Origin of the sequence: Pseudomonas sp. NPDC088890, from assembly GCF_044900155.1 — a bacterium.
Classification (GTDB): Bacteria; Pseudomonadota; Gammaproteobacteria; order Pseudomonadales; family Pseudomonadaceae; genus Aquipseudomonas; species Aquipseudomonas urmiensis.
In genome coordinates this window covers 444,873-463,019 of sequence record NZ_JBJDNG010000004.1, presented here as the reverse complement: position 1 = coordinate 463,019, position 18,147 = coordinate 444,873, and the positions used below count along the sequence as shown (strand labels likewise).

The window sequence follows — 18,147 nt, the reverse complement described above, 5'->3', positions numbered from 1 at the left end:
CTTTTTTTGCCTGTGACAAAGGTGGCGGCCTCTTCGCGGGCAAGCCCGCTCCCACAGATACACCACTGTTCTCAAGTAGGTGGTAATCCTGTGGGAGGGCACCGGCGAAGCATTGTTGAGTGATCCAAAGGTACGTGACGCCTATCTGGGTGGTTGATCGACATTGCACACAGAAAGGGCCTACGGGCCCTTTTTTTGCCTGTGACAAAGGTGGCGGCCTCTTCGCGGGCAAGCCCGCTCCCACAGATACACCACTGTTCTCAAGTAGGTGGTAATCCTGTGGGAGCGGGCTTGCCCGCGAAGAGGCCTGCATGGGCCATCGAGGGCTTGTGATCCCCACCCAGCCTGAGTACCGTGGCCAGCTCTTTTGCAAGATTTCCGGAGCCCGCCCCATGCGCCTCACCCAATCCCTGCTGCTCACCGCCCTGCTGCCCTTGTTCGCCGGTTGCCAGCTCATGGCAGACAAGCCAAACGACCCGAACATCGGCACTACGCGCATGCAGGGCGAACTGAGCGCGGCAGGCGGCCAATTGTTGTTCAAGCCTTGCAGCGAACCTCGTCACTTCGTGATCAAGGACGTCGCCGGCACCGGCATCCTGCAGGAAGCCGCCAACCTGGCCGAAGACGCCAACGACAAGCTGTTCGCCGACGTGCGCGGCCGCCTTACCGGCAGCAAGCAGGTCAATACCGATGGCCAACTCGACGTCCGTCACCTGTATCGCCTCGAGCCCTCGACCAACGCCTGCGAAGACCCCAACTTCAAGCAGCTGACCCTGCGCGCTGGTGGCCATGAGCCGGAGTGGGACATCAAGGCCAGCGGCAAGGGCATGGTGCTCAACCGGGTTGGCCAAGAGCCACTGCCCCTGCCCTTTCTGGAAGAACAGGTCCCCGGCGGCGGCCTGACCCTGAGTAGCGAAGCCAACGGTAAACAGGTCGAGCTGTGGGTCTCCCCGCAGCGCTGCGTCGACAGCGCCACCGGTGCCATCCGCCACCTGCGCGCGCAGCTGAAGATCGACGGCCAGACCCTGCAAGGCTGCGGTTACTATGGCGGCGCTCGCGACAACTGATCGTCGGGCACTTTTATCCTGCCAGTCAGGGCGGCGAACAGCTTATACTTGGCGGTTTGAGTAAAGCCGCCGGCCGCCCATGGCCGGGATACTGGACCCTGCCATGCTACGAATCACCGAACTGAAGCTGCCCCTGGACCATCCTGACGAAGCCCTGCGCGAGGCCATCGTCCAGCGCCTGGGCATTAGCGATGACCAACTGCTCAGCTTCACCCTGTTCAAGCGCAGCTACGACGCCCGCAAGAAAAACAGCGAACTGCTGTTCATCTATACCATTGACTTGGAGGCAGCCAACGAAGCCGAGCTGCTGGCCAAGTTCGCTGACGATCGCAACATCAGCGTGGCGCCTGACGTCAGCTACAAGTTCGTTGGCCAAGCGCCGGCCAAGCTTGACCAGCGTCCGCTGGTGGTGGGTTTTGGCCCGTGCGGCATCTTCGCTGGGCTATTGCTGGCGCAGATGGGCTTCAAGCCGATCGTGCTCGAGCGCGGCAAGGAAGTTCGTCAGCGCACCAAGGACACCTGGGGGCTGTGGCGTAAAAGCGTGCTCAACCCTGAGTCCAATGTGCAGTTCGGCGAAGGCGGCGCTGGGACCTTCTCCGACGGCAAGCTGTACAGCCAGATCAAAGACCCGCAGCACCATGGCCGCAAGGTCCTGGAAGAGTTCGTCAAGGCCGGTGCGCCGGACGAGATCCTCTACATCAACAAGCCGCACATCGGTACCTTCCGCCTGACCGGCATGGTCGAGAACATGCGCGCCGAGATCATCGCCCTGGGCGGTGAAGTGCGCTTCGAGCAGAAGGTCAGCGACCTGCTGATCGACGGCGAACAACTCACTGGCGTGGTGCTCGACAGCGGCGAACAGCTGCACTCGCGCCATGTGGTCCTGGCCCTGGGCCACAGCGCCCGCGACACCTTCCGCATGCTGCATGGCAAGGGCGTGTTCATGGAGGCCAAGCCGTTCTCGGTCGGTTTCCGTATCGAGCACCCCCAAACCCTGATCGACAAGGCTCGCCTGGGCAAATACGCCGGTCACCCGAAGCTGGGCGCCGCCGACTACAAGCTGGTGTACCACGCCAAGAACGGTCGTTCGGTGTACAGCTTCTGCATGTGCCCGGGCGGCACCGTGGTCGCCGCAACCAGCGAGCCAGGCCGGGTGGTGACCAACGGCATGAGCCAATACTCGCGTAACGAGCGTAATGCCAACTCGGGCATTGTCGTGGGTATCGATCCGGAGCGTGATTACCCAGGTGGTCCACTGGCTGGCATCGAACTGCAGGAGCGCCTTGAAGCGCACGCCTATGTGATGGGTGGCAGCAACTATCAGGCGCCGGCGCAACTGGTCGGTGACTTCGTTGCCGGACGTCCTTCGACCGCGCTCGGCAGTGTCGAGCCGTCGTACAAGCCGGGGGTGACCCTGGGTGACCTGGCGCCGAGTCTGCCAGACTTCGCTATCGAAGCGATTCGTGAGGCGCTGCCTGCCTTCGACCGGCAGATCAAGGGCTACAACCTGCACGATGCAGTGCTGACCGGGATTGAAACCCGCACCTCTTCGCCGCTGCGTATCACCCGTGACGCGAGCTATCAGAGCGTCAATCTCAAGGGGTTGTTCCCGGCCGGTGAAGGCGCGGGTTACGCGGGCGGGATTCTCTCGGCGGGCGTCGATGGCATTCGCATCGCAGAAGCGGTAGCGCGCGATATCCTCGGGCTAAATGGGTAACCTGGCGTCAGCCATCGCGGGGCAAGCCCGCTCCCGCGAGCTTAATTGCGCGTCATCGTGGGAGCGGGCTTGCCCCGCGATAGGCAATAAAAAACCCCGACCGGCGCTGCCAAGTCGGGGTTTTGTTTTTCAGCGAATTGCTCAGTGGGTCACACGGCTGGTGCCGTCGACGGTGACGATGCGCACACGCTCACCCACGCGGAAAATTTCGTTTTCCTGCACCGCCTGCACATAGGCGCGCATATTGCCGTCGTCTTCACGCACGGTGACCTCGACACCTTGGGTACGGGTAATGCCCTCTTCGGCGGCAGAACCCGCCAGGCCACCGGCCACAGCGCCGATTACCGCAGCGACGATGCTGCCCCGGCCACCACCGATAGCACTACCGGCAACACCACCGACGATAGCGCCCGCGCCACCGCCGATTGGGGTCTTGGTGCCTTCGATCTTCACCGGGCGCAGCGATTCGATGGTACCCATGCGCACGGTCTGCACGCGGCGGGCCTCATCACGGGAATAGCTGTCACCGGTCAGGCTCGACGCACAGCCGCCGAGCAACAGCGACAGGGTGGTGAAGCTCGCCACCAGCAAAACAGATTTACGCATGGGTTGAATCTCCATAAGTCAGGTGTCCATTAGACTCCGCAGGTTGACGGCTGTCACGACACATACGTTACAAATTTGTTTTCATTCAGCTCTGGTACAGCCGCCGTGCTGTCACTATTTAGTCAGACCAAGGATAGCCATGGATTACTTCATCGTCTTGGTAACAACTGTCGCAGGCCTGTATTTCCATGGCTGGCTGTATCTACGCATGCGCCGCTGGATGGACCGCGACCTGGCGTTGTCGATGGCTGGAAAGGATGATGATAAACGCGCCTACATGCTGCAGCGCCTGGAGCTGGCGCGCGCGCAAAAGATCAAACGCAAGGCATTGGCGGCCTGGCTGGAACGCGAGGCCGCCAACTATCGGGCTTAAGGTGCCAGGCGCTCACGCAGCCATTGGCCCTCGACGTGGCGATAATTCAGGCGGTCATGCAGGCGACTCGGCCGCCCCTGCCAGAACTCGATTCGCTCAGGCAGCAGACGATAACCGCCCCAATGCTCCGGGCAGTGCGGCTGGCTGTCGGAGAAGCGCGCTTCGGTCGCCTTGACCAAGCCTTCCAATTGCTCACGCCCGGTAATGACCTGGCTCTGCGGCGATGCCCAAGCGCCCAGGCGACTGCCCAGCGGACGCACCTGGTAATAAGCGTCCGACTCCTGCGCGGTAACTTTCTCCACTTGCCCTTCGATTCGCACCTGACGCTCCAGCGCCGGCCAGAAGAAGGTCATGGCAGCGTAGGGATTGGCCAGCAGCTGCTGGCCTTTGGCGCTGTCATAGTTGGTGAAGAAGGTAAAACCGCGCTCATCCAGTCCTTTGAGCAACAGCACCCGGCAATGCGGGCGGCCGTCGGCATCGACTGTGGCCAGGGTCAGGGCATTGGCCTCCACCGGTGGCTGCTCGGTCTTCACCGCATCAGCGAACCATTGGTGGAACAGGGCGAACGGCTCGCCCGGAGCCTGGCTTTCAACCAGGCCATCCCGGGTGTAGTCGCGGCGCATATCGGCCAGGGATTGGGTCATGACTGCGTTTCCTTGACGATCAGTTGGTCTTCGCAGGGCTATTGGCAGCTACTTTCTTATCGGTTGCGGCCTTCTTGGCGGCAGGTTTTGCCGCGGCTTTTTTGGCAACGGGCTTGGCTGCGGGTTTCTTCGCAGCTGCCTTGGCCGGTGCTTTCTTGGCGGCCGGTTTGGCGGCGGCGGCTTTCGCTGCAGGCTTACTCGCAGCCTTAGCTGCCGGAGCCTTGGCGTCTTGCACTGCAACCATGGCGGCTGGAGTCGGTGCTGGTGCGGCCTGCTGATACTTGGCCAGCAGCGCGACCATGGTGTTCTGCGGGGTCAGCAACATTTCCACACGGCGGTTCAAGGCCCGGCCTTCAAGGCTGTCGTTGGCCGCACGCGGCATCACCGAACCCATGCCCTTGAGGGTCAGGCGGTCTCGCTGCAGGCCGCTGAGGCGGAAGATCGCCGATACCGAAGCAGCGCGTTCCAGGCTGAGCTTCTGGTTGGCAGCAGCCACACCGCTGCTGTCTGCATGGCCGAGCACCAGCACAGCGGTCTTGGGATCGACCTCTACCGCCTTGGCCACGCGAGTAATCGGCCCCAAGCTCGCTGGCAGCAGCATGTTCGGGCGATCAGGGTTGTACGAACCCTCCACCGGAATAATCACCGCCATGACATCTTCACGCCGCTCGACTTCGAACTTGCTGCCCTTGACCGCCTCACGCAGCTTTGGCTCGTACTCGTCCAGCCAGGCCTGGGTGGCCTTGTGATCGATCTTCGGTACGACTGGGCCTTTGGCTTGCTTGTCGTCACCACCAAATGGCCACCACCAACGGCTGGCGCTATCGGCTTTGGCGTCAGCCTTGGCGACCTTCTCGGTCACTGCTTCTTTCACTTCCTGTTCGGCGACTTTGTCGGAGCCGAAAGGCCACCAGCTGAGGCCGCCGTCTTTGGCAGTACCTTGCGAGTGGCTGGCGCAGCCGGTCATGGCCAGGCACAGGGCGAGTGCTAAGGTTTTATGTGAAGACATCAGCGATACACCATGAATTAGAAAGAAATTTTGCCCACACACATGAGGCGTTGGCATTGAGGATAGTCAAAGGGTCGGGCCAATACCCGCGTTACCCGATCAAAGGCAAGTGCCAAGTACACGCACCAGCTGTTGCGCCCGCGGGTCCATCAGCACGTAGGGGCCGAGCGTGTTGGTGACGAAACCAAAGGCGACATCGTGCTCGGGATCGGCAAAGCCGACCGAGCCACCCGCTCCTGGATGGCCGAAGGCGCGGGCGCCCAGCCCGAAAGTGGCATTGGCGACCGTGGGCTGATCAAGCATGCAGCCCAGGCCGAAGCGGGTCTGGGTCAACAGGGTACGATCCTGCCCAAGGCTATGTTCGCGCGTCAGCTCATCGAGCAATTCAGACTCCAGCAGGCTGCCATCGAGCAGACCGGCATAGAAACCGGCCAGGCTGCGAGCATTGCCATGGCCATTGGCCGCCGGCTGCTGCATCCGTCGCCACTCCGGCTTGTTGGTGCTGGTGAGAATGGCTGGCGGGTTGGTAAAGGCTCGCGTCGACAGCGCTTCAGGCTCGCGCAGGGTCACCTGCAGCAAACGCTGTGCAGCAGCGTCGCCAGGGTTGCCTTTGCCGCGAGCAATGTGCGCGACACGGTGGAACTCTTCATCCGCCAGGCCGACATGAAAATCCAGGCCCAGGGGTTTGGCGGTACGCGCGACGATCGAGTCGCCCGGGCCACGGCCATCAGCGCGGCGAATCAGCTCACCGATCAACCAGCCAAAGGTAATAGCGGCGTAGCCATGCTCGGTGCCCGGCGTCCACCAAGGGGTCTCAGCAGCCAGGGCAGCGGTCATGGTCTCCCAGTCATAGAGTGCTTCGGCGGGCAGCAGTTCCCGGATCGCCGGCAGGCCAGCGCGGTGGCTGAGCAACTGACGCAGGGTCACCTGCTCCTTACCGGCCTGGGCGAACTCCGGCCAGTAGCGCGCCACGGGCGTGTCCAAGGCCAGTTTGCCCTCGCCGACCAGTTGCAAGGCGGTAACGGCGGTGAAGGTCTTGGTGCAGGAGAACAGATTGGCAATGGTATCGCTGTGCCAAGCTTCGCGGCCGTCCTTATCGGCGCTACCGGCCCACAGGTCGATCACGGTCTCGCCGCCGACCTGGATGCACAGCGCGGCGCCGCGCTCCTGAGGATCCTCGAACAATGCGGCAAACGCTTCACGCACTGCCTCGAACTTCAGCTCATAGTGACCCTGGATCTGCACCCGCCTACTCTCCGTACGACTCGTCTTCACAAAGTCGTGCATTGTTTCAGTAGTTGGCGGTTTTGCAAACTGAATGTGGCCGGATGGTCGTAGGGAAAAGTCGACAAACGGCACCGAAATGCCGCTTTATGACCTACGGAGCAGGCTTGTTCAGCGCCTTGCGCAACTCATCCATTACCTGCTGATTGCTCCTGCGCACCGCTTCGACAAAACCTGGATATGGCACATCGGTAATTGCAATCAGCCCCAAGTGCCCATTCTCGCCATCGAGCAAGCGCCCACTGGCCGGTTGGTCGAGGTACTGGAACCAGTGCGCGCCGACAATCATCGGTTGAGCCAGCGCAGCCTTGAGGAAGTTGGCGTAAGCCGGGCCGCGATCTTCCTCGCGTACCAGCTCCAGCGGCCCCGGCCAGAATGGCCCACGGTCGCGGGAACCGAACTGGAATTCGGACACCAGCAACGGCTTGTCCAACTCGGCAAGCCGAGCGAAATCGTAGCCATCTTCAGGCTTGAGGGTATAGAAGTTGAAACTCAGCACGTCGCAGAACTCGGCGCAGGCTTTCACTGCCTCTGGAGTACTGGCCGCATAGCGCCCGCCCAGCAGCAAGTGGTTGGGGGCATGCCATTTCAGCGAGTCGGAGATGGTCTTGAAGTAGGTATTGGCGAATACCTGCTGGAAATGCTGATAATCGCGCTCGATTTCCGGATGCTGCGCATTGGGCAGCGGCGCTTCGAAGCCTGGGTCTTCCATCAGTTCCCAAGCTTGCAGGTCTATACCCCAAGCCTTGGACAGACCTTCCTGGTTGCGGTACTTGTCGCGCAGCTGCTTGAGAAACGCGCGCTTGGCCGGTACATCGGTGGTCAGCCTCAGGGTGCCGAAGGCCAGCCCATAGCGGGCCTTGGGATCATCACCTGGCGCTGCCCAGGCCAGTTCATTGTCGGCGAAGTAGCCAATCAGCCAAGGATCATCGCGGTGATCACGGGCGGCGATGGCTACGGCGCGCTCGGTCGCCATGGCAAAGCGTGGATCGAACGGATCGGGCATGCGCCCCCACCAGTCCATACCGGTACTGATGCTGGCGTAGTCGCCAACGATTGATAACGGTAGTGTGTAGGGCACTCGCTTGGCCAGGCCAAGGGCCGGATCGCTCCAGTTACCCAGGGTATTGAAGCCCCAGGCCTGCATGCGATCGAGGGTGTGGCTCTGCCAGCGTGCTGCGTCGAGGGCCGCCGGTGGGCAGGCAACGGGTAGTTGCCCTTCTACTGGCGCCGGACAAGGCTGGCCATGCCCACGATGCAGGTTGGCAGCATAGAAGTCGAACCAGCGACCTTTGTTGAAATTACGTCCCTGCGACGAGGCATTGCCATCATCGTTGTTGCCTTGGCCATAGAACGCGGCGAGACGCTCGCCTTCGCCCGGCAAGGCGATGAACATACTTTCGCGTCCGCTTATATAGGTACGACCGCCGTCGGCGGCCACGGCATTGATGCCGAGCGAATAGAACGGGTGCCCCTCAGGGGTCACCAGGAACCAGCGGCCATCACGCTTTTCCGTACGGAAAAACCCTTTGGCTTCGAAGGCCGGGCCGGCGATCAGCCCACCGTAGCTGTCCAATTGCTGTTTGCCGCGCTCTGCCAACCAGCCTTTGAGCTGAGCTTGTTCGCGGGTATCAGCGGCCTTGAGCTGATCATCGTTGACGATCTTTTCCGGCCAGCGTCCCCGGGTGGACTGGCCATAAGCATCGATCAAACCGTCGTAGGCGGCCTTGAACGCCAGGTCGTCATCCTGGATACCGACTTTCTCGATCAGCAGGCTTTGGGCCACCTTGGGTCTTGGAATGCTCAAGGTAACCGAACTGATCTGCTTGAGATCGACTTCACCGACGCTGCTGGTCAGCAGCAGCCGTTGCCCTTGATAGGTCCACGGCATGGGCGGCCCCGCACGCATGCCCTGGCTCAATGGCGAGCTGGCCTTGAGCGGAACCATCACTGTCTGCGCAGGCCCGGCGGGCAGGTCGATACGGCTGGTAAGCGTGCGGCCATCACTGCTCTGCACCGTGACATCCACACTCAAGGCCCAGTCCATAGCGCTTTGCAGGCGCAAGGTCAGCGCCTGACCGGCAGACCAGTCCCAGACGCCACTCTGCGGGCTGAGGCCCAGTGTCGGCCGCTCCACCGGATTGAACACCACCCGCCGCAGCACCTCGCCCTCGGCCGTCTGCTCCGCGTTGTACTGCGGCATGCCCGCATCAGCGGTGATCACATTGACCACTGAAGCCGGCCGCACAAAGCTGAACAACGTCTGCTGCGCGGCCAGCAACGGCGAGCTGAACAACAGCGTAAGTACAGCGGGCAAGGTGCGATGGAGCATAGGGCTGGGGCTCTCCTTCAGAGCCCTCATGGGCCCTTGACTGAGTGATGGACAACGGGCCGGGCGTCTTGCTCCGGCCGTCAGGAAATCTCCCGCCTAAATGGCGGCAGCGCATTGAGAATAGCCTTGCCGTAGCGCTGGGTGACCAGGCGTCGATCAAGCAAGGTGATGACGCCGCGATCCTGCTCGGTACGCAGTAAGCGACCGCAGGCCTGGATCAACTTGAGCGAGGCGTCGGGTACGGCAATTTCCATGAACGGATTGCCACCGCGGGCTTCGATCCACTCGGCCAAGGCCGCCTCGACCGGATCGTCCGGCACCGAGAATGGGATCTTGGCGATCACCACGTGCTCGCAATAGGCACCCGGCAAGTCGACCCCCTCGGCGAAGCTGGCCAGGCCGAACAGCACACTGTGCTGGCCATCGTCGACCCGCGCCTTGTGCTTGTTGAGGGTTTCCTGTTTGGACAGGTTGCCCTGGATCAACACCAGTTTGCGCCAGTCACGGTCCAGGCCATCGAACACGTCTTGCATCTGTTTGCGTGAGGAGAACAACACCAGCGCGCCGCGGGCCTCCTCGAGCATTGCCGGCAGTTCACGAATGATCGCTGCCGTGTGCCCAGCAGCGTCACGCGGATCAGCGCCCAGGTCAGGCACTCGCAGCAGGCCAGCATCGCCGTGCACGAACGGGCTGGGCACCACGCACGTCACCGCGTCGCGAGGCAGGCCCGAACGCATGCGGAAGCGGTCGAACTTGCCCAGCGCGGTGAGTGTAGCCGAAGTCACCAGAGCGCCGTGGGCGACGCTCCACAGGCTGCGGCGCAGCATTTCGGCGGCAAGGATCGGGCTGGCGTTGACTTCGATGTCGAATAACGCACCGGTTTCGGCCAGCGTCAGCCAGCGCGCCATTGGCGGGCTGTCTTGCGGGTCTTCGGCGGTAAACGCGGTCCATAGCTCCCAGTTGCCCTGGGCGCGGGTCATCAGGCTGCCGAACAGTGGATACCACTCTTCGGCCTGGTGGCTGGCAATACCGATGTTGTTTTCCCCGTCCATGCCTTCCTTGAGCAGGTCGGCCAGACGGGTGAACAGGTCGTTGAGACGCGAGAAGCCCTTTTTCAGCTCTATGCCGACTTCGCGGATCTGCTCTGGTACCACTCCACCCTCGAAGCGGTAGCGTGGGCGCTCACGGCCTTCGGTGTCTTCGCCGGGGCGGAAATCCGCGACCTGCTCGCACAAGGTGAACATGAACTGCTGCTGGGTGCGGATTTCGCGGGCCAGCTCCGGCACCTGTTCGATGTACTTGCCCAGGTCACCCGGCAGCGGATGCTGGGCGAGCAGCTTGGTCAGGTTCTTGGCCGTCTGCTCCAACCAGTCGGCAGTGGAGCGCAGGCGCGAATAATGCGCGAAGTGGCCGATCGCCTTGTCTGGCAGGTGATGGCCTTCGTCGAATACGTACATGGTGTCACGCGGGTCGGGCAGTACCGCACCGCCACCCAAGGCCAGGTCGGCCAGGACCATGTCATGGTTGGTGACGATTACATCGACCTTACCCATGCCCTCGCGTGCCTTATAGAAGACGCATTGCTGGAAGTTCGGGCAGTGGCGACCGGTGCACTGGCTGTGGTCGGTGGTCAGGCGCGCCCAGTCCTGGTCTTCGAGGGTTTCCGACCAGCTGTCGCGATCACCGTCCCAGCGATTGCCGGCAAGCTTCTCGATCATGCTGTTGAACAGCTTCTGGCTGCGCTCGTCGACTTCGATGTGAAAGCCTTCTTCCTCGAACAGCTGGGCGGTCGCCGACTGGGCGTGACCTTCCTGCAGCAGCACGTCGAGCTTGGACAGACACAGGTAGCGCCCGCGCCCCTTGGCCAGGGCGAAGCTGAAATTGAGCCCGCTGTTGCGCATCAGGTCGGGCAGATCCTTGAACACGATCTGCTCCTGCAAGGCCACAGTCGCGGTGGCGATCACCAGGCGTTTGCCGGCAGCCTTGGCGGCGGGAATCGCCGCCAGGCTGTAGGCGACGGTCTTGCCGGTACCGGTGCCGGCCTCGACCGCGACCACGGCCGGCTCGCCCGAGCGGCGACCTTCGTCGTCGCAGGCGATATCGCCGAGCACTTTCGCCACTTCGGCGATCATCAGGCGCTGGCCATAGCGAGGCTTGAGGCTCTTGGCTTCGAGAAAACGCGAGTAGGCGCCCTGGATGGTGGCTTTGAGTTCGTTGCTGATCATGGTCTGCAGGCGCCCGAAGGGCTGGATATATTTTCAGTGTTTCGCATGGGGCGGCTATCATACCCCGCTATCGCCCTTTGTGCCGCATGGAGATCCTGATGCTTGCCTTTGCCCTGCCCTACACACTGCATGTTTTGGCTGCCCTGGTCTGGGTTGGCGGCATGTTCTTCGCCTGGCTGGTCCTGCGCCCGGCCACGGTTGCCGCCTTGGAGGGGCCTGCGCGGCTGCGCTTGTGGGTGGAAGTTTTCCGACGTTTCTTTGGCTGGGTCTGGGCGGCGGTAGCGGTTTTGGCGATCAGTGGTATCGGGATGTTGCATTTGCGTTTTTCCGGGTTTGAAACGGCGCCTCGGTATGTGCAGGTGATGATTGGGGGTGCGATTGTGATGTTTGCGCTGTTTATGCGGGTGCAGGCGTTGATGCTGCCGGAGCTGCGGGCGGCGGTGCAGGCTGGGGATTGGGCGGCTGGGGCTGGGGTTTTGGCGCGGATTCGGCGGATGGTGGGGGTTAATTTGCTGGTGGGGTTGGCGGTGGTTGGGGTCGCTAGTTCGCGGGTTTTGGTTTGAGGTTGGGCTGGGGCTGGGGCTGGGGCTGGGGCTTTTAGAGATTGAGCTTATCCGTTTGATGTGGCGGCGCTGCTGGCCCCTTCCGCCCTTACGGCGGCCTACTTTGGTCTTGGCCAAAGTAGGCAAAGCCGCTCGCTCCTGCATACGGCCCCTGCGCTGCGCTCCGGGGTCCCTTCGCGCCGGCGCCTTCCGGGCCCGCGCGGCCTACGATTTGCTGCGCAAATCTACATCTCGCGCCTTCGGCTGCGCCGAAGGGTGCTGGCGCACCTGGCCCTACAGGCACCTCTGCTCAGCCTCCTGAAGTCGCGAATCTGCGTTGCCTGGAGTTGCGCGCATAAAGATCAAGAGCAGGCGAATCGCTGCGCTCTCGCTAAAGCCAAAGCCAAAGCCAAAGCCAAAGCCAAGTTTGTATTTTTGATTTGTGGGGTTTGGCCTGGCCTCATCGCTTTGACTTTTCCCGCGATGAGGCCTGAAGGAACGCTTGCGCTACTTCGCGACCACGCGTTCAGAAGGGCGTCGAGCGCCGGCTACGAGCTTCTCCACCGCTTTGCTCGCCGCTACCATGCCAAAGGTCGCCGTTACCATCATCACTGCGCCGAAGCCGCCGGAGCAGTCCAGGCGCACGCCCTCGCCGACGAAGCTTTTCTGCAGGCAGACACTGCCATCACCCTTTGGGTAACGCAGCTGCTCGCTGGAAAACACGCAAGGTACCCCGTAGTTGCGCGAGGTATTGCGCGAGAAGTTGTAATCGCGGCGCAGGGTCGAACGCACCCGCGAGGCCAGCGGGTCGTTGAAGGTCTTGTTGAGATCGCCGATCTGGATCTGGGTGGGGTCGATTTGCCCGCCGGCGCCGCCAGTGGTAACGATGCCGATCTTGCGTCGACGACACCAGGCGATCAGCGCCGCCTTGGCCATCACGCTGTCGATGCAGTCGATCACACAGTCCATCTGCTCGGTGATGTACTCGGCCATGGTTTCGCGGGTGACGAAGTCAGCCACGGCATGCACTCGACAGGCCGGGTTGATCGCCCGCAGGCGATCAGCCATGACCTCGACCTTGGCGCGCCCAACTTGGCCCTCCAGGGCGTGCGCCTGGCGGTTGGTGTTGCTCACGCAAACATCGTCCAGATCGAACAGGCTGATTTCACCCACCCCGCTACGGGCCAGCGCCTCTGCGGCCCACGAGCCCACGCCACCAATGCCGACAATCGCCACGTGGGCATCGCGCAGGCGTTGCAGCCCCTGGTCGCCGTACAACCGGGCGACGCCGGCAAAGCGTGGATCTTCTGTGCTCATGGCCAATACCCCGAAAAAACCGGCGCACATTATACGCCAATCGAGCGCTCCCAGGGCCGCGGCACAGCGCCGCCAATTGGCACCTTCCCTAGCATCCCTGCTTTAATGTCCTACCACGCAACCAGATATGGACGACAATAGAGCGGGATCAGAACTTCATCCTCTGCGGAAAATCCAATCAACTACCTTCCCAGGTAAGCGTAGGACTCACGCCCCTGTGGCGCCCGCCCCGCTCCCTTCATCGGAACCTTGAAACGCTTATGTCATCACGCAAATTCGGCCTCAACCTGGTGGTGGTGCTGGCCATCGCCGCGCTGTTCACCGGGTTCTGGGCGCTGATCAATCGCCCAGTGTCGGCCCCTGCCTGGCCGGAACAGATCTCCGGTTTCTCCTACTCGCCGTTCCGCTTGGGCGAAAGTCCGCAGAAAGGCCAGTACCCAAGTGACGATGAGATGCGCCAGGACCTGGAGCAGATGAGCAAGCTGACCGACAGCATTCGCATCTATACCGTCGAGGGCACCCAGGCCGAGATCCCACGCCTGGCCGAGGAACTGGGCCTGCGCGTCACCCTGGGCATCTGGATCAGCCCCGATCAAGAGCGCAACGAGCGTGAGATCAGCAAGGCCATCGAGCTGGCCAATACCTCGCGCAGCGTGGTCCGGGTGGTAGTGGGCAACGAAGCGCTGTTCCGCGAAGAGATCACGCCTGAGGCATTGATCCAGTACCTGGATAGGGTCCGCGCGGCGGTGAAAGTACCGGTGACTACCAGCGAACAATGGCATATCTGGAAAGAACACCCAGAGCTGGCCAAGCACGTCGACCTGATCGCCGCGCACATCCTGCCGTACTGGGAGTTCGTGCCCATGCAGGACTCGGTGGAGTTCGTTCTCGACCGTGCCCGCGAGCTCAAGCTGCAGTTCCCCCGCAAGCCGCTGCTGCTCTCGGAGGTTGGCTGGCCAAGCAACGGCCGCATGCGCGGTGGCGCCGATGCGACCCAGGCCGACCAGGCGATCTACTTGCGCACCCTGGTCAACACCCTCAACCGCCGCGGCTACAACTACTTTGTCATCGAAGCCTATGACCAGCCGTGGAAGGCCAGTGACGAAGGCTCGGTGGGCGCCTATTGGGGCGTGTTCAACGCCGAACGCCAGCAGAAATTCAACTTCGAAGGGCCGGTGGTGGCGATCCCGCAATGGCGGGCACTGGCGGTCGCGTCGGTGGTGCTGGCGATGCTCGCCCTGACCATCCTGTTGATCGACGGCTCGGCCCTGCGCCAGCGCGGGCGGACCTTCCTGACCTTCATCACCTTCCTGTGTGGTTCGGTGCTGGTATGGATTGCCTACGACTACAGCCAGCAGTACAGCACCTGGTTCAGCCTGACCGTGGGCTTCTTGCTCGCGCTGGGTGCAATTGGCGTGTTCATCGTGCTGATGACCGAGGCGCACGAACTGGCCGAGACGGTGTGGACCGCCAAGCGGCGCCGGGAGTTTCTCCCCGTGCAGGGCGATTCTGCCTACCGGCCGAAGGTCTCGGTGCATGTGCCCTGCTACAACGAGCCACCAGAAATGGTCAAACAGACCCTCGATGCCCTAGCCGCGCTGGATTATCCGGACTACGAAGTGCTGGTGATCGACAACAACACCAAGGACCCGGCTGTCTGGGAGCCGCTCAAGGCCCACTGTGAACTGCTCGGCGAGCGCTTCAAGTTCTTCCACGTCGCGCCGCTGGCCGGTTTCAAGGGCGGTGCGCTGAACTACCTGCTGCCACACACTGCCAAGGACGCCGAGGTGATCGCGGTGATCGACTCGGACTACTGCGTCGACCGCAACTGGCTCAAGCACATGGTGCCGCACTTCGCCGACCCGAAGATCGCCGTGGTGCAATCGCCACAGGATTACCGAGACCAGCATGAAAGTGCCTTCAAGAAGCTGTGCTACAGCGAATACAAAGGCTTCTTCCACATCGGCATGGTGACCCGCAACGACCGTGACGCGATCATCCAGCACGGCACCATGACCATGACCCGGCGCAGCGTCCTGCAAGAGCTGGGTTGGGCCGAGTGGTGCATCTGCGAGGATGCCGAACTGGGCCTGCGGGTATTCGAGAAAGGGCTGTCCGCCGCCTATGCGCACAACAGCTATGGCAAGGGCCTGATGCCCGATACTTTCATCGACTTCAAGAAGCAGCGTTTCCGCTGGGCCTACGGCGCGATCCAGATCATCAAGCACCACGCCCGCGCCCTGCTGCGCGGCAAAGGCAGCGAGCTGACCCGTGGCCAGCGCTATCACTTCCTGGCCGGCTGGCTGCCGTGGGTCGCCGATGGCATGAACATCTTCTTCACCGTCGGCGCACTGCTGTGGTCGGCAGCGATGATCATCGTGCCGCATCGGGTCGATCCGCCGCTGATGATCTTCGCCATTCCGCCACTGGCGTTGTTCTTCTTCAAGGTCGGCAAGATCCTGTTCCTGTATCGTCGCGCGGTCGGCGTCGACCTAAAAGATGCCTTCGCCGCAGCGCTGGCGGGGCTGGCGCTGTCGCACACCATCGCCAAGGCGGTGCTGTACGGTTTCTTCACCAGCAGCATGCCGTTCTTCCGTACACCGAAAAATGCCGACAGCCATGGCTTGCTGGTGGCGATTTCCGAAGCGCGCGAAGAGCTGTTCATCATGCTCTTGCTGTGGGGCGCTGCGGCCGGGATCTATCTGGTCCAGGGCCTGCCGAGCTCGGACATGCGTTTCTGGGTGGCGATGTTGCTGGTGCAGTCGTTGCCGTACCTGGCGGCGTTGATCATGGCCTTCCTGTCGTCGCTGCCCAAGCCTGTCGCAAAGTCTGTTGAGCCCTCGACTGCTGCCCAAGGCTAAGGGGCACGTGGGAACGGGCTTATTCCGTGATAGCGAGTGTGGATTGAACATCGCTATCGCGGGGCAAGCCCGCTCCCACGCCCTTCCCTCAAGGTCATTGGCCTCCTGCCGCCTGCCCTGGGCGTGCCCGGCGACATCATTTGATATAAGATAACGCCCCTGATTTCCCGCCTTGCCTTGCCCCCGGAGTCCCCCATGACGGCCCCAGCCGAGCTCTCGCCTACCCTTCAACTGGCCTGCGACCTGATCCGCCGCCCCTCGGTGACCCCGGTCGACGCCGACTGCCAGACCCAGATGATGAACCGCCTGGGTGCCGTCGGCTTCCAGCTCGAACCGATGCGTATCGAGGACGTCGATAACTTCTGGGCCACCCACGGCACCCAGGAAGGCCCGGTACTGTGCTTCGCCGGCCATACCGACGTGGTCCCCACCGGCCCGGTGCAGCAATGGCAGCATGAGCCGTTCGAAGCGCTGATCGATGCCGACGGCATGCTCTGCGGGCGTGGCGCGGCCGATATGAAAGGCAGCCTGGCCTCGATGGTGGTGGCCAGCGAGCGCTTCGTCCACGACTACCCCAATCACCGCGGCAAGGTCGCCTTCCTGATCACCAGCGACGAAGAAGGCCCGGCCCACCATGGCACCAAAGCCGTGGTCGAGCGCCTGGTCGCGCGTAAAGAGCGCCTGGACTGGTGCATCGTCGGTGAGCCGTCGAGCACCAACCTGCTCGGCGATGTGGTGAAGAACGGCCGCCGCGGCTCGCTCGGTGCCAAGCTGACTGTACGTGGCAAGCAGGGCCATGTGGCCTACCCGCACCTGGCGCGCAACCCGATCCACCTGGCCGCGCCAGCACTGGCGGAACTGGCTGCCGAGCACTGGGACGAAGGCAACGCATTCTTCCCGCCGACCAGCTTCCAGATCTCCAACCTCAACTCGGGCACGGGCGCGACCAACGTGGTTCCGGGCGACCTGACGGCGCTGTTCAACTTCCGCTTCTCTACCGAGTCGACCGTCGAGGGCCTGCAGGCGCGCGTCGCCGCCATCCTCGACAAGCACCAGCTGGACTGGTCGATCGACTGGGCACTGTCGGGCCTGCCGTTCCTCACCGAGCCAGGTGACCTGCTCGATGCGGTGTCGGCCAGCATCAAGGCAGTGACTGACCGCGATACCCAACCGTCGACCAGCGGCGGCACCTCCGACGGCCGCTTCATCGCCACCATGGGTACCCAGGTGGTCGAGCTCGGCCCGGTCAACGCCACCATTCACCAGGTCGATGAACGTATCCTGGCCAGTGATCTCGACCTGCTGACCGAGATCTACTACCAGACCCTGGTGCGGTTGCTCGCCTGATGCTCGCCTGCCCGCTCTGCCAGGCAGCCCTGGCACCCCTGGACAACGGCGTAGTGTGCCCTGCCGGCCACCGCTTCGACCGCGCGCGCCAGGGCTACCTGAACTTGCTGCCGGTGCAGCACAAGAACAGCCGCGACCCAGGTGACAACCAGGCCATGGTCGAGGCCCGCCGCGACTTCCTCGACGGCGGCCATTACGCGCCGGTGGCGCGGCGCCTGGCAGAACTGGCTGCCGAGCGCCAGCCCGGCGTCTGGCTGGATATCGGCTGTGGCGAAGGCTACTACACCGGGCAAATTGCCCAGGCCCTGCCGGCGGCGCAAGGCTATGCCCTGGACATCTCCCGCGAGGCGGTCAAGCGCGCCTGTCGCCGCGCGCCAGAGGTGACCTGGATGGTCGCCAGCATGGCCCGGGTGCCGCTGGCCGATGCCAGCTGCCAGTTCATTGCCAGCGTGTTCAGCCCGTTGGACTGGCAGGAGGCTCTGCGCCTGCTCAGCCCAGGCGGTGGCCTGATGCGGGTCGGACCGACCAGCGGCCACCTGATGCAATTGCGCGAGGTGCTCTACGATGAAGTACGCCCCTACGCCGACGACAAACACCTGGCATTGGTCCCGCAAGGCATGGCCCATGCTCATAGCGAGATCCTCGAGTTCCGCTTGAGCCTGGCCGAGCCCAAGGCCCGTGCCGACCTGCTGGCCATGACCCCACACGGCTGGCGCGCCAGCGCCGAGAAACGCGCACGGGTGATCGACCAGCCCGAGCCGTTCGAGGTCACGGTTTCCATGCGTTATGACTATTTCGTGCGCCAAGACTGAGCACACCCGGA

At 62.8% G+C, this 18,147-nt stretch carries 15 protein-coding genes; 8 read left to right on the top strand and 7 right to left on the bottom strand.

Annotated features, from left to right (window positions below):
* The first annotated feature begins 79 nt into the window (after positions 1–79).
* From ACI2JX_RS12305 to ACI2JX_RS12295, 3 genes are all read left to right on the top strand, one after another.
* Positions 80–157: a hypothetical protein gene (locus ACI2JX_RS12305; protein ID WP_372353334.1), complete on the top strand. Its 78-nt coding sequence runs from the start codon at positions 80–82 to the stop codon at positions 155–157.
* Between the two features lie 235 nt (positions 158–392).
* Positions 393–1,067, top strand: coding sequence for a COG3650 family protein (locus ACI2JX_RS12300; RefSeq protein WP_368971416.1), 675 nt, complete (start codon positions 393–395; stop codon positions 1,065–1,067).
* Between the two features lie 103 nt (positions 1,068–1,170).
* Positions 1,171–2,784 (top strand): NAD(P)/FAD-dependent oxidoreductase, encoded by a 1,614-nt coding sequence (locus ACI2JX_RS12295; protein WP_264236372.1) that lies wholly within the window; start codon positions 1,171–1,173, stop codon positions 2,782–2,784.
* A gap of 141 nt (positions 2,785–2,925) precedes the next feature.
* On the opposite strand, the gene ACI2JX_RS12290 is transcribed toward ACI2JX_RS12295, so the two are convergent.
* Positions 2,926–3,390: a glycine zipper 2TM domain-containing protein gene (locus tag ACI2JX_RS12290; RefSeq protein WP_186557581.1), complete on the bottom strand. Its 465-nt coding sequence runs from the start codon at positions 3,388–3,390 to the stop codon at positions 2,926–2,928.
* Between the two features lie 139 nt (positions 3,391–3,529).
* Here ACI2JX_RS12290 and ACI2JX_RS12285 point away from each other — a divergent pair, with 139 nt between their 5' ends.
* Complete coding sequence (locus ACI2JX_RS12285; protein ID WP_186557580.1) at positions 3,530–3,763, top strand: hypothetical protein; 234 nt, start codon at positions 3,530–3,532, stop codon at positions 3,761–3,763.
* Here the strand turns inward: ACI2JX_RS12285 and pdxH are convergent.
* From pdxH to dinG, 5 genes are all read right to left on the bottom strand, one after another.
* Positions 3,760–4,407, bottom strand: coding sequence for a pyridoxamine 5'-phosphate oxidase (gene pdxH, locus ACI2JX_RS12280; protein WP_404690162.1), 648 nt, complete (start codon positions 4,405–4,407; stop codon positions 3,760–3,762). The two genes, ACI2JX_RS12285 and pdxH, sit on opposite strands and share 4 nt — an antisense overlap.
* Positions 4,408–4,426: 19 nt before the next feature.
* A complete protein-coding gene (locus ACI2JX_RS12275) occupies positions 4,427–5,416 on the bottom strand; it encodes an OmpA family protein (RefSeq protein WP_404690161.1) in 990 nt (329 codons plus the stop codon).
* 99 nt (positions 5,417–5,515) lie between these two features.
* A complete protein-coding gene (locus ACI2JX_RS12270) occupies positions 5,516–6,661 on the bottom strand; it encodes a serine hydrolase domain-containing protein (protein WP_404690160.1) in 1,146 nt (381 codons plus the stop codon).
* 133 nt (positions 6,662–6,794) lie between these two features.
* Positions 6,795–9,032, bottom strand: coding sequence for a beta-galactosidase (locus ACI2JX_RS12265; protein ID WP_404690159.1), 2,238 nt, complete (start codon positions 9,030–9,032; stop codon positions 6,795–6,797).
* 80 nt (positions 9,033–9,112) lie between these two features.
* Positions 9,113–11,257 (bottom strand): ATP-dependent DNA helicase DinG, encoded by a 2,145-nt coding sequence (gene dinG, locus ACI2JX_RS12260; RefSeq protein WP_404690158.1) that lies wholly within the window; start codon positions 11,255–11,257, stop codon positions 9,113–9,115.
* A 98-nt stretch (positions 11,258–11,355) separates the two neighbouring features.
* Between dinG and ACI2JX_RS12255 the strand changes: the two genes are divergently transcribed.
* Complete coding sequence (locus ACI2JX_RS12255) at positions 11,356–11,820, top strand: CopD family protein (protein WP_264236366.1); 465 nt, start codon at positions 11,356–11,358, stop codon at positions 11,818–11,820.
* Positions 11,821–12,306: 486 nt separating this feature from the next.
* On the opposite strand, the gene tcdA is transcribed toward ACI2JX_RS12255, so the two are convergent.
* Positions 12,307–13,116: a tRNA cyclic N6-threonylcarbamoyladenosine(37) synthase TcdA gene (gene tcdA / locus ACI2JX_RS12250; RefSeq protein ID WP_404690157.1), complete on the bottom strand. Its 810-nt coding sequence runs from the start codon at positions 13,114–13,116 to the stop codon at positions 12,307–12,309.
* A gap of 260 nt (positions 13,117–13,376) precedes the next feature.
* Here tcdA and ACI2JX_RS12245 point away from each other — a divergent pair, with 260 nt between their 5' ends.
* The 3 genes from ACI2JX_RS12245 to ACI2JX_RS12235 all read left to right on the top strand — a co-directional run bounded on the left by ACI2JX_RS12245 (position 13,377) and on the right by ACI2JX_RS12235 (position 18,136).
* Entirely contained in the window at positions 13,377–15,977 is a 2,601-nt protein-coding gene (locus ACI2JX_RS12245; protein ID WP_404690156.1) for a glycosyltransferase, read from the top strand.
* A 195-nt stretch (positions 15,978–16,172) separates the two neighbouring features.
* Positions 16,173–17,324, top strand: a complete 1,152-nt coding sequence (dapE, locus tag ACI2JX_RS12240; RefSeq protein ID WP_186556246.1) for a succinyl-diaminopimelate desuccinylase — start codon at positions 16,173–16,175, stop codon at positions 17,322–17,324.
* Positions 17,324–18,136, top strand: coding sequence for a putative RNA methyltransferase (locus ACI2JX_RS12235; RefSeq protein WP_186556245.1), 813 nt, complete (start codon positions 17,324–17,326; stop codon positions 18,134–18,136). The genes dapE and ACI2JX_RS12235 overlap by 1 nt, the downstream gene beginning before the upstream one ends.
* The last annotated feature ends 11 nt before the right edge of the window (positions 18,137–18,147 follow it).

Coding starts and splice junctions, on each gene's coding strand:
- dinG (WP_404690158.1), bottom strand. CDS start 11,257: ATGATCAGCAACGAACTCAAAGCCACCATCCAGGGCGCCTACTCGCGT.
- ACI2JX_RS12290 (WP_186557581.1), bottom strand. CDS start 3,390: ATGCGTAAATCTGTTTTGCTGGTGGCGAGCTTCACCACCCTGTCGCTG.
- ACI2JX_RS12285 (WP_186557580.1), top strand. CDS start 3,530: ATGGATTACTTCATCGTCTTGGTAACAACTGTCGCAGGCCTGTATTTC.
- ACI2JX_RS12255 (WP_264236366.1), top strand. CDS start 11,356: ATGCTTGCCTTTGCCCTGCCCTACACACTGCATGTTTTGGCTGCCCTG.
- ACI2JX_RS12265 (WP_404690159.1), bottom strand. CDS start 9,032: ATGCTCCATCGCACCTTGCCCGCTGTACTTACGCTGTTGTTCAGCTCG.
- ACI2JX_RS12275 (WP_404690161.1), bottom strand. CDS start 5,416: ATGTCTTCACATAAAACCTTAGCACTCGCCCTGTGCCTGGCCATGACC.
- ACI2JX_RS12245 (WP_404690156.1), top strand. CDS start 13,377: ATGTCATCACGCAAATTCGGCCTCAACCTGGTGGTGGTGCTGGCCATC.
- dapE (WP_186556246.1), top strand. CDS start 16,173: ATGACGGCCCCAGCCGAGCTCTCGCCTACCCTTCAACTGGCCTGCGAC.
- ACI2JX_RS12295 (WP_264236372.1), top strand. CDS start 1,171: ATGCTACGAATCACCGAACTGAAGCTGCCCCTGGACCATCCTGACGAA.
- tcdA (WP_404690157.1), bottom strand. CDS start 13,116: ATGAGCACAGAAGATCCACGCTTTGCCGGCGTCGCCCGGTTGTACGGC.
- ACI2JX_RS12235 (WP_186556245.1), top strand. CDS start 17,324: ATGCTCGCCTGCCCGCTCTGCCAGGCAGCCCTGGCACCCCTGGACAAC.
- ACI2JX_RS12300 (WP_368971416.1), top strand. CDS start 393: ATGCGCCTCACCCAATCCCTGCTGCTCACCGCCCTGCTGCCCTTGTTC.
- pdxH (WP_404690162.1), bottom strand. CDS start 4,407: ATGACCCAATCCCTGGCCGATATGCGCCGCGACTACACCCGGGATGGC.